At 60.0% G+C, this 14,789-nt stretch carries 12 protein-coding genes; 1 reads left to right on the top strand and 11 read right to left on the bottom strand.

Annotated features, from left to right (window positions below; all coding sequences use genetic code 11):
• Positions 1-15 precede the first annotated feature (15 nt).
• The gene (locus tag KQI84_10325; GenBank protein MCB2155274.1) at positions 16-1,854 is read left to right on the top strand and encodes a hypothetical protein; all 1,839 of its coding nucleotides are present in this window, start codon (positions 16-18) and stop codon (positions 1,852-1,854) included.
• Here KQI84_10325 and KQI84_10320 read toward each other — a convergent pair whose 3' ends face one another.
• The 11 genes from KQI84_10320 to KQI84_10270 are packed head-to-tail and all read right to left on the bottom strand — an operon-like array spanning position 1,855 to position 14,768.
• Entirely contained in the window at positions 1,855-2,688 is an 834-nt protein-coding gene (locus tag KQI84_10320) for an MBL fold metallo-hydrolase (GenBank protein ID MCB2155273.1), read from the bottom strand.
• On the bottom strand, positions 2,685-3,224 hold the full coding sequence (locus KQI84_10315) for a biotin/lipoyl-binding protein (GenBank protein MCB2155272.1): 540 nt from the start codon (positions 3,222-3,224) through the stop codon (positions 2,685-2,687). The genes KQI84_10320 and KQI84_10315 overlap by 4 nt, the downstream gene beginning before the upstream one ends.
• Positions 3,221-4,750 (bottom strand): acetyl-CoA carboxylase biotin carboxylase subunit, encoded by a 1,530-nt coding sequence (locus KQI84_10310; GenBank protein MCB2155271.1) that lies wholly within the window; start codon positions 4,748-4,750, stop codon positions 3,221-3,223. Before KQI84_10310 ends, KQI84_10315 begins: the two co-directional genes overlap by 4 nt.
• Positions 4,751-4,758: 8 nt before the next feature.
• Positions 4,759-6,309: an acyl-CoA carboxylase subunit beta gene (locus KQI84_10305; GenBank protein MCB2155270.1), complete on the bottom strand. Its 1,551-nt coding sequence runs from the start codon at positions 6,307-6,309 to the stop codon at positions 4,759-4,761.
• Positions 6,310-6,321: 12 nt separating this feature from the next.
• Positions 6,322-7,176: a 3-hydroxybutyryl-CoA dehydrogenase gene (locus tag KQI84_10300; protein MCB2155269.1), complete on the bottom strand. Its 855-nt coding sequence runs from the start codon at positions 7,174-7,176 to the stop codon at positions 6,322-6,324.
• Positions 7,177-7,209: 33 nt separating this feature from the next.
• The gene (locus KQI84_10295) at positions 7,210-8,397 is read right to left on the bottom strand and encodes an acetyl-CoA C-acetyltransferase (GenBank protein MCB2155268.1); all 1,188 of its coding nucleotides are present in this window, start codon (positions 8,395-8,397) and stop codon (positions 7,210-7,212) included.
• Positions 8,398-8,416: 19 nt separating this feature from the next.
• Positions 8,417-9,196 carry an enoyl-CoA hydratase/isomerase family protein gene (locus tag KQI84_10290; GenBank protein MCB2155267.1) on the bottom strand — a complete coding sequence of 260 codons (780 nt, stop codon included), beginning with the start codon at positions 9,194-9,196 and terminating at the stop codon, positions 8,417-8,419.
• Positions 9,197-9,210: 14 nt separating this feature from the next.
• Positions 9,211-10,842 (bottom strand): acyl-CoA carboxylase subunit beta, encoded by a 1,632-nt coding sequence (locus tag KQI84_10285; protein MCB2155266.1) that lies wholly within the window; start codon positions 10,840-10,842, stop codon positions 9,211-9,213.
• A 2-nt stretch (positions 10,843-10,844) separates the two neighbouring features.
• Positions 10,845-12,917, bottom strand: coding sequence for a 4Fe-4S dicluster domain-containing protein (locus tag KQI84_10280; protein ID MCB2155265.1), 2,073 nt, complete (start codon positions 12,915-12,917; stop codon positions 10,845-10,847).
• A 42-nt stretch (positions 12,918-12,959) separates the two neighbouring features.
• Positions 12,960-13,943 (bottom strand): electron transfer flavoprotein subunit alpha/FixB family protein, encoded by a 984-nt coding sequence (locus tag KQI84_10275; protein MCB2155264.1) that lies wholly within the window; start codon positions 13,941-13,943, stop codon positions 12,960-12,962.
• Between the two features lie 39 nt (positions 13,944-13,982).
• Complete coding sequence (locus tag KQI84_10270) at positions 13,983-14,768, bottom strand: electron transfer flavoprotein subunit beta/FixA family protein (GenBank protein MCB2155263.1); 786 nt, start codon at positions 14,766-14,768, stop codon at positions 13,983-13,985.
• Positions 14,769-14,789 lie beyond the last annotated feature (21 nt).

Genomic DNA, 14,789 nt, shown 5'->3' with positions numbered 1-14,789 from the left:
CAGGAGGAAGAAAGCGTGAGCGAACAGCGGCGAGGATCGACTGGTTGGATTTACGCGGTGCTCGGGGTTCTGGCCCTGAGCGCCGCGCTCTACTTGGTGTTCTCCGGCGGCGGGGATGAAACGGTACGCTCCGGAGTGATATCGACGCCGCACACGCAAGCGCAGGCAGTCGCCACGCCAGTGCCGACTCCGCAGGAGCCGGCCGCTCCGACGGCCACTCCGACCGAATCCGCCACAGCAGAACCTGCGCGACGCGACGAAGAATCCAAGCCGGAGTTGAAGCCGCAAGCTCTGCGTCTGACGGCGACGCTTCTTCCTTCCGGCGGAGCCGATCGCAAATCGCTGCGCGCACAAGTGGGCATCACGGAAGTCTCTGCGGAAGATCTGGCCGAGTACAACTCCTGGGTGGAAGCCGGCCGCGAAGGCGCCGGCCCGGAGAGCGCTCTGGACCTGGCGAATGTGGTGCGCTGGATCAATGCGCCGGTCGAGATTGAGGAAGATGGTTCGGCAATTCTCGGCCCCGTTGAAGTTCCCGAAGCGCCCGCCTATCGGATTCTGGCGTGGGAATCCGATCTTCGCTACTACATGGGAACGGTCGCGTTGCCGGATGCAAAGCCGGAGGATGCACTGATCGATGCCGGCGAGTTGAAGGCTCACCTGCCGACTGGGCTGCGAGTGCAATTGATCAACAATCCGAATCCGATGCCGCACTACCTAGCGAACTTCAGCCGCGTGACCGGCGCGAATGCAGAGGAAGCATCGCGCATCGCTCCCTTGATGGAAGCCGCCTCGAAAGACCTCTACGATGCACTCCAGAACAACCTGATGTACTTAATGACGGCCGATGAGGACGCGGAGCTGATTCCGTTGTTTCCCGACGATGCCTTGCGCATTCGCCTCTCCACGCTGGAGGGCCTGGAAGCGCAGCCGATCGAGATCGAATTGGACGCCGAGTCCGTACGCACGGTGCAGTTGGATCTGAGCAAGCTGTTCTCTGAGGAGGACATGAACGTCTACGATCTACATGGGCGACTGGTGCTCGAAGCCGGCGATCAACCTCTGCCGGATGTTCCCGTTCGTTGGATCGATGCGCCCATAGCATCCGTCCAGACAACTGACGCGAATGGCGATTTCCTGTTCCAGGATCTGCCGATGGATCGGGTGGCGCGGTTCCAGGCCACCATTTCGCAGCCGGAAGGCAAGCGCCCCCTCACGCAGACGGAATTCCGATTCGACTACAACCCTTCGCTGCGCCGCGACGATCTGGAAGATCGTGATGCGTCCGCAGAATACACGGTCCCCGTCTATCGATGGCTTGTGTTGGATATCCCCGACGACTTGAAGGGCACGCTGGAATCGCAGAGCGCCGATCGCTATCCGATCTACTTGCTCGAGCGCTATATCGAGCCAATCGAGACCTGGCGTGCCGTTGGTGCGGACGAGTTTCTAGCCGAGCCGAATTCCATGGCCGTATCGATCATTACGCCTGGCACGTATCGCATCTCGACGGCGGTCTCGCCGGTCGAGGTCTTCCCCAGCGACGCCGCGGACATTTCAAAAGACGATCTTGAGAAGCACGTCGAGTTATCGCTGAACGCCGCGCAACCGCCACGAATGATTCGCGTGGAGTTGAATCCGCCTGCCGCAGGACGCCCGGCGTTCGTATCCGGCAGCTTCGGATCGTTGCCGCCGATCACGAAGCAAACCGACGCCGACGGCGCGTTTTACCTGGATTCCGTCAATGTGCCAGAGATTTCTGTCGAGATCACTCCGCCGAACGGAAAGGCGATCGAACGGCAAGTTTCCATCGAGGAAATCCCCGACGATGGGATCGTCACGATCGATTGGGAATAGTCAAACAGGCTCGGCCCAGACTTTCTTGCCCTCGCGCTTCAACCGCCCGAGCGCGGTCTTCGGATCGTGCTCGAACACGCACAGCCAATCGCCCGCAACAATCTGGTCGATGATCTTGATGCGATTTTCGATCACCCACATGGGGTACAGATCGAAGCCCATCGTGTAGTTCGGCCGCACATGGCTGGTCGTTGGGATCAGGTCGGCAAGGAAGATTGCAGCCTCGCCGCCGGATTCGACGATGATACTCTGGTGGAACATGGTGTGACCAGGAGTCATGATTGTCCGAACTCCCGGAAGGATCTCCGTGTCGCCGTCGATGATCTCCAACTGCCCACTTTCCTGCAGCGGAAGGAAGTCCTGCCCCATGTAGCTGGGTTTGCTACGGATGTCGGGATTTGTAGCAACATCCCATTCGCCCTTCTGCACAACGTAGCGCGCCTTCGGAAAAGTCGGGACGCAGGAGCCATCTTCGAGTGTCCGCGTGCTGCCTCCTGCATGGTCGAGGTGCAAATGGGACTGGATAACGATGTCGATGTCTTCGGGCTCTAAATCGAGCTTGGCGAGTTCGCCTAGCAGTCCGTCACCCGGACGGAAATCATAGATGCTGCGCATCTTGTCGTCCCACTTGTCACCCATTCCAGTGTCGACGAGGATGTTCTTCTCGCCGGTTCGAATGAGCAGACAATTGAGCCCGAGTTCGATGCGGTTCATGTCGTCCGACGGGTTTGTCTTCTGCCAGATGATCTTCGGCACAACGCCGAACATGCTTCCCCCGTCGAGCTTGAACAAACCGTCCGAGACGACGTGGATTTCGAATTCTCCCAGTTTCATTCCCCGCTCTCCTCTCCATCTGCTTCAATAATCACGAGTGGCTGATCCTTCTTCACCGGCTGGCCGGACTCAACGAGGACTTTCGTCACGGTGCCAGCGCATGGAGCCTTGAGTTCGTTCTCCATCTTCATGGCCTCGACAGTGACGACGCCTTGTCCCTCTTCGACGCGGTCCCCCTCCGCGACTTCGATCTCGAGGACAAGCCCAGGCATCGGCGAACGCACCTCGGCAACGCCCGAAAGGGCCGACTTCTTGGGCGCGAACTTTCGCAACAGCAAGTCTCGCTCGGTCGCCACATCAAGTCGCGTGTTCCGCCCGTCAAGCTCCAACACCATTTCGCCGGCGCTGCGAACGAGCACGGCGCGATGCACAACGTTGTCGATCAGCAAAGACCACAGGGGGGTCCCGCTCGTGCGCACCATATCGATCGCGTATTCGCGGCCGTTGCATTCAACCAGCCAACGTCCCTCGTTCTCGCGGATCACGACGGGGATCTGGTGCCCTTCGACCGTCACGACATAACGCGCGTCGCTCATCGAACGCCTCCCCGCCCGGACATGCGCCAGGCCAACCCCTTGGTGTCGACGGGACCCGAGTGAGTCGACTTCCCGTTTTTGCCGTTCTTCTCGTTGTGAAAGAGAAGCGCACCAGCAACCGCCAGAAGTTCCTCATCGATGTTCGTCTTGATGTCTTCAGGGTGATAGTGCTCGTCCACGAACTTTGTGCTGAGGCGCCCGCCGAGGAACTCCTCGTTCTCCATCAGCCAGCGATGAAACTCGAGGCTCGTATCCACACCATCCACCTGCAACTCGTTGAGCACGCGCCGCATTCGAGCAATCGCGTTCTCGCGGTTCGCTGCCCAGACGATCACCTTTGCAAGCAGCGAATCGTAGTAGACGCTGACTTCGCTGCCGGCACGAACAGCGCGATCGACGCGAACGCCAGGGCCATCCGGGACTTTCAGGAATGTAATCCGACCCGTTGAGGGGGCAAAATCTGCGCGCGCATTCTCGGCCGTCAGGCGACATTCGATCGCATGACCGTGTGGACGCGGGTTATTGCTGTAGTCGATCAGATTCTGACTGATCGGCAGCCCCCCCGCGATACGCAGTTGCTCCTTCAACAGGTCGGCGCCGGACACCAGTTCCGTCACAGGATGTTCAACCTGCAGGCGAGTGTTGACTTCCAGGAAGTAGAAGTTTTTTTCGGGATCGACGATAAACTCGAACGTCCCTGCATTCTGATAGTCCATCGCGCGTGCCGCATTCACGGCCGCCTCGCCCATGCGGCGCCGCAGCGCGTCGTCCACAAATGGGGACGGAGTCTCCTCAACCAGCTTCTGAAAGCGCCGCTGGACGGAACATTCGCGCTCGCCGAGATGGATGTAATTGCCGTGCGAATCGCCGAGTATCTGAATCTCGATGTGGCGTGCGGGCGAGACGAACTTCTCAAGAAAGACGCTCGGATCGCCAAAGGACTTCTGCGCCTCGCTCGTCGCCTGGCGGAAGGCCGTCGCGATGTCCTCGTCGCGGCGAACAATGCGCATGCCCTTGCCACCGCCTCCGGCTGCGGCCTTCAGCAAGACCGGATATCCGAACTCGCGCGCGAAGGATTGCGCCTCTTCGGCCGAAGAGATGCTCTCCTCCGTGCCCGGGATCGTCGGCACGCCGAACTTCTTCATCATATCGCGTGCGGAGACCTTCTCGCCCATCTGGTCGATCACTTCGGGCGATGGCCCGATGAAGATCAAACCGGCGTCCGCGACAGCGCGAGCAAACTCCGCGTTTTCCGCGAGGAAACCATAGCCCGGGTGGATCGCATCCGCACCGGATTTCTTCGCCACGTCCAAAATCGCTGCGATGTTCAGGTAGCTGCGCGCGGGAATCGCCTCGCCGATGCAGTAGGCCTCATCGGCGAACTCGACGTGCATGCTGCCGCGATCTATGTCGGAGAACACGGCGACGCTGCGAATGCCCATCTCGCTGCAGGCGCGCAGGATGCGAATGGCGATCTCGCCACGATTCGCGATCAGGACTTTGCGAATGGTTCTTTGAGCAGTCATGCGAAGTCCTAGAGCGGAATGTTGCCGTGGCGCTTTGCCGGCAAGGTCTTACGTTTGTTGCGGAGCATCTCCAGCGCCGCGATCAGCCGCGGGCGCGTATCGCGCGGATCGATCACCGCATCCAGGAAGCCTCGCGATGCCGCGACGTACGGATTCGCGAAACGATCGCGGTACTCTTCGACCTTCTGTTCAAGCATCGCATCCGGGTCGTCGGCCTCGGCCAATTCGCGGCGGAAGATAATTTCTGCGGCGCCCTTCGGCCCCATGACTGCGATCTCCGCCGTTGGAAACGCAAAGTTGATGTCGCTACGAATGTGCTTCGAGCTCATCACATCGTACGCACCGCCGTATGCTTTGCGTGTAATCACGGTTAGTTTTGGAACCATCGCTTCGCAGTAGGCGTACAACAACTTTGCGCCGTGCTTGATCAAGCCGCCGAACTCCTGGGCGGTTCCCGGCAGGAAGCCCGGCACGTCCACGAAAGTCACCAGCGGAATGTTGAACGCATCGCAGAAGCGCACAAACCGGGCCCCCTTCAGCGACGCATCGATGTCGAGCACGCCGGCCAGGTTCGCCGGCTGGTTTGCGACGACTCCAATTGACCTTCCGTTCAGCCGCGCGAAGCCGGTGACGATGTTGCCGGCGTAGTTCGGCTGCACTTCCATCAACTCGCCATCGTCCACCACGCGATGAACAACCTCGCGGATATCGTACGGCTTGTTGGGATCGGCAGGAACAACGTGAAGCAGCTTCTCATCGCGCCGATCGATGGGGTCTTTGCATTCGCTGACGGGGGGATCGTCGAGATTGTTGCTCGGGAGAAAGGAGAGCAGCCGCCGAATCGCCGCTAAGGACTCGACCTCGTTGGAGTGCGCGAAGTGCGCGACGCCGGATCGGCCCGTGTGAACATCCGCGCCGCCCAACTCGTCGAATGTCACTTCCTCCTGCGTCACCGTCTTGATGACGTTGGGTCCGGTCACGAACATGAAGCTCGTGTGCTCCACCATGAAGATGAAGTCAGTGATCGCCGGCGAGTAAACAGCGCCACCAGCGCATGGCCCCATGATCGCAGAGATCTGCGGCACAACGCCGGAAGCCATCGTGTTGCGATAGAAGATCTCCGCGTACCCGCCGAGACTCGCAACGCCCTCCTGGATGCGCGCGCCACCGCTGTCATTCAGCCCGATCACAGGTGCGCCGTTGTCGAGCGCGAGGTCCATGATCTTGCAGATCTTCTGGGCGTAAGTTTCAGACAACGCTCCACCGAAAACCGTGAAGTCCTGCGAGAAAACATACACGAGCCGGCCATCGATCGTGCCCCAGCCGGTGATCACGCCATCGCGCGGATACTGCTGCTTCTCCAAGCCGAAGTCGCGGCAGTTGTGCGTGACGAACATATCCAACTCGTGAAAAGAACCCGGGTCCAGCAGCACATCGAGACGCTCCTGGGCGGTCAGCTTGCCCTTCTTGTGCTGAGCTTCGATGCGCTTCTCGCCGCCGCCCAGGCGGGCTTCGGCTTCGCGGGCGCGCAATTGCTCCAGCTTCTCCTCGATGTTCATCGGCGCTTTTCCTTACTCGCTGTAATCGTAGAATCCCTTGCCGCTCTTCCGTCCCAGATAACCGGCGGCGACCATCTTCTTCAGCAGAGGACACGGGCGGTACTTCGGATCTCCCAGGCCATCGTGCAGAACCTCCATGATGAACAAGCACACATCAAGCCCGATAAAGTCGGCCAGCGTCAGCGGCCCCATTGGGTGATTCATGCCCAGCTTCATCACGGTGTCGATCGCCTCGGGCTCGGCCACACCCTCCATCACCGCGTAGATGGCCTCGTTGATCATCGGCATCAGAATACGGTTCGACACAAATCCGGGGAAGTCGTTCACCTCCACGGCGGTCTTGCCGAGCTTCCCCGTCAGTTCCGTGATCGTTGCGCAGGTTTCGTCGCTTGTGGCGATACCGCGGATGATCTCGACGAGCTTCATCACCGGCACGGGATTCATGAAGTGCATCCCAATGAAACGATCCGGTCGGCTGGTCGCGGCGGCCAGTTCGGTAATCGAAATCGAAGACGTATTGCTGGCGAAGATCGTCTTCGCATCGCACAACTGGTCGAGTTCGGCGAAAATCTTCTTCTTCAGATCGGCATTCTCGATGATGGCCTCGACAACCAACTGCGCATCCTTCGCGTGGCAAAGGTCCGATTCGCCATGAATGCGCCGCAGGGTCGCCGCCTTGTCATCCGTGGTGATCTTCTCCTTCTTCACCATGCGATCGAGATTCTTCTCGATGGTACCAAGCCCGCGCTTCAGCGCGTCGTTATTCACGTCAATCAGGTGCACGTCGAATCCGGCCATCGCGAACACATGCGCGATGCCGTTGCCCATTGTTCCGGCGCCGAGGACGGCGATTTTCTTGATAGTCATGTCTCTTACCTCCCGGTCGGAGAGTGTGAATCGTCAGATGAGTTCAATTGCCATGGCCACGGCACCGCCGCCACCGAGACAAAGGGACGCGAGGCCGCGCTTCTGTCCGCGGTCCTTCAGTGCATAAATGAGCGTCGTCAGAATCCGCGCGCCGGTTGCGCCGATCGGATGGCCGAGCGCTACGGCTCCGCCATTCACGTTCACTTTCTCCCGATCGAGGCCAAGTTGATCGGTGCAGGCCAGCGCGGCGCAGGAGAAGGCCTCGTTGAGCTCCACGAGATCGAAGTCGGCGGCGGTGAACCCGTTCTTTTCCATCAGCATCTTCACGGCATTCACCGGCGCCAGCATAACCCACTTCGGTTCGCGCGCGGCGGAACTGTACGCCAGCACACGCGCCAGCGGCTTCACGCCGAGTTCCTCGGCCTTCTTGGCACTCATCACGACAGTCGCAGCCGCGCCGTCCGTGATTCCGGGCGCATTGCCGGCCGTCACGGTGCCGTCCTTCACAAATGCGGGACGGAGCTTCGCCAACTTCTCTGCGGTTGTACCTTCGCGCACGCACTCATCCGTATCGAAGACGATCGGATCGGCTTTGCGTTGGGGAATCTCAACTGGGACGATTTCATTCTGGAACTTGCCGGAGGCAATTGCGGCCGCCGCACGGCGATGGCTCTCGGCCGCATACGCATCCTGGGCTTCGCGGCTCACGTTGCAGGTGTCGGCAACCAACTCCGCCGTGTTGCCCATGTGATAATCCTCGTACGGATCCCACAGGCCATCGTGCACGCAGGAATCCAGCACCTGGCCGTGACCGAGACGGAAGCCCATGCGGCCTTGCTTCAAGAGGTACGGCGTGTTGCTCATGCTCTCGCATCCGCCGGCTACCACGATATCTGCATCGCCGCAACGAATCGCCTGCGTTGCAAGCATCACCGCCTTCAGACCCGATCCGCAGACCTTGTTGATCGTCATCGCCGGAACGTTGTCGGGAATGCCGCCTTTGATTGCGGCTTGGCGCGCCGGATTCTGTCCGAGCCCTGCGCCCACAACATTGCCCATGATGACGTCTTCGACCTGGTCGGGTGCAATTCCCGCGCGCTTTACGGCTTCGCGGACTGCGATTGCTCCGAGATCCGTCGCGCTCATCGGCATCAGTGTTCCGCAGAACTTCCCGATCGCCGTACGGCATGCGCTCGCGATGACTATTTCTGTTCGTTCCATTTCTCGCCTGCCTTCCTGGCTATTCGTCCTTGAAATTCGGGCGACGCTTCTCGATGAACGCCGCGAAACCTTCCTTCATGTCATGCGTCTTCGAAATCTCGCCAAATGCGACTGATTCCATCTCGCTCGCCTCGGCAAAGGGCGCCTGAGTCCCTTCCTGCACGAGGCGAAGAATTCTCTCAACGACCATTCGACTGTAGCGCGCCATCTTGCCCGCCAGCTTCGTAGCTTCCTCGATCGCGTCGTCCGCCAACACGTCTGCGAGTCCAAGTCGGTGCGCTTCCTCCGCATCGACCTGATCGCCGGTCAGGAGAAGACGAATCGCCTGCGGGCTGCCAATCAAGCGCGGCAATCGCTGCGTTCCCGCGAAGCCGGGACAGATTCCGAGCTTGACCTCGGGCTGGCCGAATACGGCTGTCGCGTCGGCCACGCGCATGTGCGCCGCCATCGCCAGTTCGCACCCGCCCCCGAGGCAAAAGCCCTTCACCGCGGCGACGACGGGAATCGGACAATCGGCGATCCTCATGAAAGCGCGCATCCCAACGCGGCTGAACTCCGCAACGGCTTCGCCTTCTTCGAGGGCAGCGATCTCTTTGATGTCGGCTCCGGCTGCAAAGTTCTTTCCTTCGCCACATAGGACAACCGCACGGGCGCTCTTCTCCCCCGCAAGTTGCGTGAAGGCGGCATCGATCTCCTCTAGCAGTTGCCGATTCAACGCATTCACCGGAGGGCGATTCAGCTTCACAGTCGCGACGCCGTTCTCTGCGATTGCGATGTCCAAAAGTTCGAAATCAGTCATGGTCGGTCAACCTATCAGGTTTGGATCACGCCCGTGGGAAAGTCGGGACGCAGTTGCGCGTGGTTGCAGAGACGAATCAGATGCGACGCCATTTCGCGCGTTCGCCTCGGATCGATGATTCCGTCGATCCACAATCGCGACGCTGCATGGTAGGGATTCGTCGTCGATTCATAATGCTCGCGCATGTGATCGAGGAAGGCCTTCTCCTCTTCTTCGGTCATCGGATTACTTTTGCGCTTCTGCTTTTCGAGCGAAAGGAGAGTGCGGCTGGCCTGCTCGCCACCCATCACGGCAATGCGCGCCGTCGGCCAGGCGAACAGGAAGCGCGGCCCATAAGCCCGGCCGCACATGGCGTAATTGCCGGCACCGTTGCTGTTTCCCATCACGAAACTGATCAGCGGCACGCGGCTGTTCGAAACGGCGTTCACCATTTTCGCGCCGTCCTTGATGATGCCGCCTCGTTCGGCGCGCGAGCCAACCATGAACCCGGTCACGTCGTGGAAGAACAAGATCGGCAGACTCTTCTGATTGCAGTTCAGAATGAAGCGCGCCGCCTTGTCTGCGGAATCGGAGTAGATCACCCCACCGATCTGCATCTCGCCTGTCTTTGTCCGAACAAGCGTGCGCTGGTTCGCCACGATCCCGCAGGCCCATCCATCGATGCGCGCCGTCGCGCACAAGATCGTCTTGCCGTACTTGGCCTTGTATTCGACGAGACTGCCTTCGTCGACAATACACTCAAGCACATCGCTGACTTCGTATGTCGCGCTGCCATTCGCAGGGAAGTGCTTCAACACGTCGTCGGCCAGTCGTGCGGGCGCGATGCTCTCTTCGCGAAGAAGCCCGGCGCTCTCACCCTTGGGCAGGGAACGCACAATCTCTCGCACGCGCGCGAGGCAACTCTCTTCGCTTTCTTCTTCGTAGTCGCAGACGCCGCTGACTTCGCAGTGCGTTTCCGCGCCGCCGAGTGTCTCTTTGTCAACCTTTTCGCCGATTGCCGCTTCTACAAGAAACGGTCCCGCCAGAAAGACGCTGCCCGTTTGCTTCACGATCAGAATCTCGTCCGAAAGGACCGGCAAGTACGCCCCACCGGCAACGCATGGGCCGACTATCGCCGCGATCTGCGGAATGCCGAGCGCCGACATGCGCGAGTTGTTGTAGAAGATCCGTCCCGCGTGCTCGCGATCGGGAAAGATGTCTTCCTGCATCGGGAGGAACACGCCCGCCGAATCAACGAGATAGATCGTCGGCAATCGGTTCTCGATGGCGATCTCCTGCGCGCGCAGCATCTTCTTGATCGTGATCGGCAGCCACGCCCCGGCCTTCACCATCGAATCGTTCGCGACGACCAACACGTCGCGCCCTTCGATTTGACCGGCTACGGTTCGCACACCGCCACTCGTGATACCGCCACCAACTTCTTCGTACATGCCGTCGCCAACAAGAGCTCCGATCTCAACACGCGGAGCTCCAGAATCGAACAGCAAGTCGAAACGTTCCGGGATCGTCAACTTTCCCTTGCTGTGCTGGCGTGCGATCGCCTTCTCCGTCCCTGCTTTTGCATTCTCAGAGAGACGACGCTGCAGTTCCTCGCACAGTTCGAGGTACTTTGCTTCGTTCGCTTGCAGTTGGGCTTCAGTCGGCATGGCTATTCCGCGCCCTTCTTGTCGGTTGCGGCCAACATCTCGGCGATGTCCATCACCTTGACACTGTCGTCCTTGCCGCACGCCTTGACACCATCACTCAGCATCGTCTTGCAGAACGGGCAACTGGTCACGACCGTGCTGGCCCCTGTGCCCAGAAGCTCTTCGGTGCGTTCGATGTTGATGTTCTTGTCGCCGAGATTCTCTTCCATCCACATGCGCCCGCCGCCGGCACCGCAGCACAATCCCTTGTCGCGATTGCGTTCCGGATCCACGGGGAGAGCCCCGGTGGCTTCGGCCACGACATTGCGCGGCTGCTCCGTCACACCGTTGTGACGCGCCAGGTAGCACGAATCATGAACCGCGGCGACGCCCGGCACCTTCTCCGTGCCGGCTTTCAAGCGACCGGTCGCGATCAGTTCCTCAAGCAATTGGCTATGGTGAATGACCTCATAGTCGCCGCCGAGGCCCTTGTAGTCTTTCCCAAGCGTCTGGAAGCAGTGCGGGCACGCGGTGACGATCTTCTTCACGCCAAGATCGTTGAGCGTCTCGATGTTCTGCTGCGCCAGAATCTGGTAGAGGTACTCGTTGCCGGCCCGTAGAGCGGAATCGCCCGTGCAGGTTTCCATTTCGCCAAGAACGGCGTACTTCACGCCGGCCTTGTTCAGCAGACGCGCAAAGGACTGTGTGATGCCGCGCGAACGGGCATCGTACGCTCCGGCGCATCCCACCCAGAACAGGTACTCGATTTCCTTCGCATTGTCCTCATCGATGATCGGGACTTCGAAGTCGAGATCGTTGGCCCAATCGAGACGTTCCTCGGGGGATTTACCCCACGGATTTCCCGACTGCTCCAGATTATTGAACAGGATCTGCAGTTCTTCGGGGAATTCTGCCTTCATCAGCACCTGGCCGCGGCGCATGTCGACGATCTTCTCGATCTGCTCGATCATCACGGGGCATTCCTGCTCGCACGCGCCGCAGGTCGTGCAGGACCACAGCTCGTCCGCGGTAATCAACTCACCGACAAGTTCCGGGCGATCGTCTTCGCCGGGAAGTTCCTGGCCTGCCAACGCCATTTCGGCCAGCGGCCGCCATCCCTCGCGGATGGAACGCACAATCTTCTTCGGCGAGAGGGGCTTTCCTGTCGTCCACGCCGGACAAACAGTCTGGCAACGTCCGCACTCGACACAACTGTCGGCATCACGAAGGTGCCGCTGGTTGAATTGCTCCAGCGTCAGAACGCCGTACGTCTCCGCCTCCTCGATATCCTCGATGGGGGACGGAGTCGCGCCGGAGGGAATCTCCCGCGCCATAAAAACGGAGACGGCCGTCGTGAAGATGTGTCCCATCACGACAGATCCGAATGTGCACAGGAACGCGATGCTGATTGCCAGGTGGAACCACCAGAGCATTCCGTGCAGCACTGGCGCGGAGCCCTGCGGAATCGCCAGCGAGAACGCGTAACCGACGAATGACCAGATCTTCTCGTACGTCTGCTCCGGATGCGACGCGATGCGGGCTCCCTCGATCACGAATCCCGTGATCAGAATGACGAGCAGGATCCAGATCGACGGAATCCACTTCAACAGCCCACCAAGCGAATCGGGCTTGGTGACATAGCGCCGATACAGCGCCATCACACAGCCAATGATTCCCGCGATTCCTGCGAGTTCCAGAACCAGCGAGAAGATGCGATAGAAGTTGCCTTTGAAGAAATTCCAACCAAGGAGCGGACGCACGAGATCGTGCTGGATCGCAACGATGATCGTGCCGATGAAGAGCAGCAGGAAGCTGTAGAAGATCGCCGTGTGCATCGTGCCGGCATAGCGTCGCCGCGTGATGCGTTTCGTAGCGAAAACGTGCTTCAGAACGCGTTGCGCGCGCCGACCCCACTCTTCACGCGGCGGAAACTTCTCTTCGACGCCGATTGCCTGCCACAATTGCCAGCGTCGCCGCAGCGCCATCGCGATGAACACGATCGGGATGATGGACAACACGGCCATCAAGATCGTGCGATAGGGCTCTGCGATGTCGATATTCCACAGAATGTCGCGTGTTGGCACGGTCGGGTCCATGGGCTAATCCGTCGATGGGGCTGGTCGAACGGGGTGCGGCTTTCAGGAGGTTTTGACCTTCTTGATCTCCTCCGTCATGACCGGCACAACCTTGTGCAGATCTTGAACGATTCCGTAATGCGCGACCTGGAAGATCGGCGCCTCGGGGTCTGTGTTGATGGCGACGATACACTTGCTGGTGCGCATGCCTGCCTGGTGCTGGATCTGGCCGCTGATGCCGCACGCAACGTAGAGCGAAGGGCTGACCGTCTTGCCTGTCTGTCCGACCTGGTGATCCGGGTCGATCCAACTGGCATGTACGGCCGCGCGCGATGCGCCAAGAGCCGCGCCCAGTTCCTTGCACAGCGCCTTCAACGGCGCGTAGCCTTCGGGGCCACCAACGCCCATACCGCCGGAGACAACGATGTCCGCTTCGGTCAGTTCCACCTTGTCGAGGCCGGTGCTTTCGATGCACTCGCGAATGCGGGAGCGCTCCGACGCGCCGGTGGCGCTACACTGCTCCACAGCCACGTTGCCCGCGGCCGCATCTTCGGGCATCGGGAAACTGTTCGGGCGCAGCGTAATGAAAGTGGTGTCGCTCAGCATCTCGACAAACTCGGTTGCCTTGCCGGCGTAGATCGGGCGCTCCCAGTGGACGGCATCGCCGGCCTGCGCGTAACCCGTCACATCGCCAAGATAGCCGCCATCGAGCTTCTGCGCGAGGCGCGGAAACAGGTCGCGCGAAAGGCCAGTGGCACTGCCCAGAAACAGGCAGGGCGTCTTCCCGGCAAAACACTCGGAGATCAGTTTGCACCAGGTCTCTCCGAGGTAAGTCCCAAAGGCGGCATCGTTGGAGATAATCGCCTTGCCGATTCCATATCGGCCGAGTTCCTTCGAAACGTCGTGCGATGCCGCGCTGAGAACGACGGCCGCGACGTCCGTCCCTAGTTTCTTCGCCAAGTCTAATCCGACAGTCAGAGCCTGCAGCGAGCCCTTGCGGAACGCGCCGTCCTGCTCTTCCATGAATACGTAAATTGATCCCTTCATATCTTCATCCCGTTGCTGAGAGTCGATGCTGGCGCGTGCTCAGACGACGCCTTCCGTTTCGCGGAGAATGCGAACGAGTTCGGCCGCGGCCTGCTCGGGCGGGCCTTCGATGAATTTGCACGGCCCCTTCTCCGGCGGCAGCGCATAGCGCAACGTGCGCCGTGCGGGCTGCGGTTCGCCGCCCAGGACATCCCCAATCGGAACCGTTTCCATCGGCTTCTTTTTCGCCTTCATAATGTTCGGCAGCGTTGGATAGCGCGGCATATTCAGGCTCTTGTCCGCACCGATCATTGCGGGCAGATCGACTTCGACGACTTCTTTTCGTCCATCCGCTTCGCGCTCGGCGACGACCTTGTCGCCCGCCGGCTCGACCTTGCCAACCGCGCTGACAAGCGGAATGTCCAGCACTGCGGAAACGCGCCCGGGAACTTCCATCGAGTTCGAATCGACCGCGACCTTGCCGCACAGAATCAAGTCATACGACATCTTCTGCAACTGCGCAGCGAGCGCCTTCGCGACGACTGCCTCGTCGATCTTCGCGGCGTCGATATCGGTCGTATCGACGACGACGGCCTGGTCGGCACCCATCGCGAGTCCTTTGCGCACGGAATCGCGCACGGCTTTCTCGGCACCGACGCAGAGCAGCGTCACTTCATCGACGTTGCCGGCTTCGCGCCATTTGATCGCCTCTTCAATCGCGAATTCGTCGTAGGGATTCACGACGAACTTCACGCGATCCTCGGCGATCGTGTTTTCATCCTTCAGATTGATCTTCGCTTCCGTTGCGAAGGTCTGTTTCAGTAAGCAAATGACTTTCAAGCCCATGAATGGTCCTCGATCATCAAG

The sequence above is a fragment of the bacterium genome, from assembly GCA_020444065.1.
GTDB lineage: Bacteria > Sumerlaeota > Sumerlaeia > SLMS01 > JAHLLQ01 > JAHLLQ01.
The sequence above is the reverse complement of the archived record's forward strand: the minus strand, read 5'-3'. Positions and strand labels throughout refer to the sequence as shown.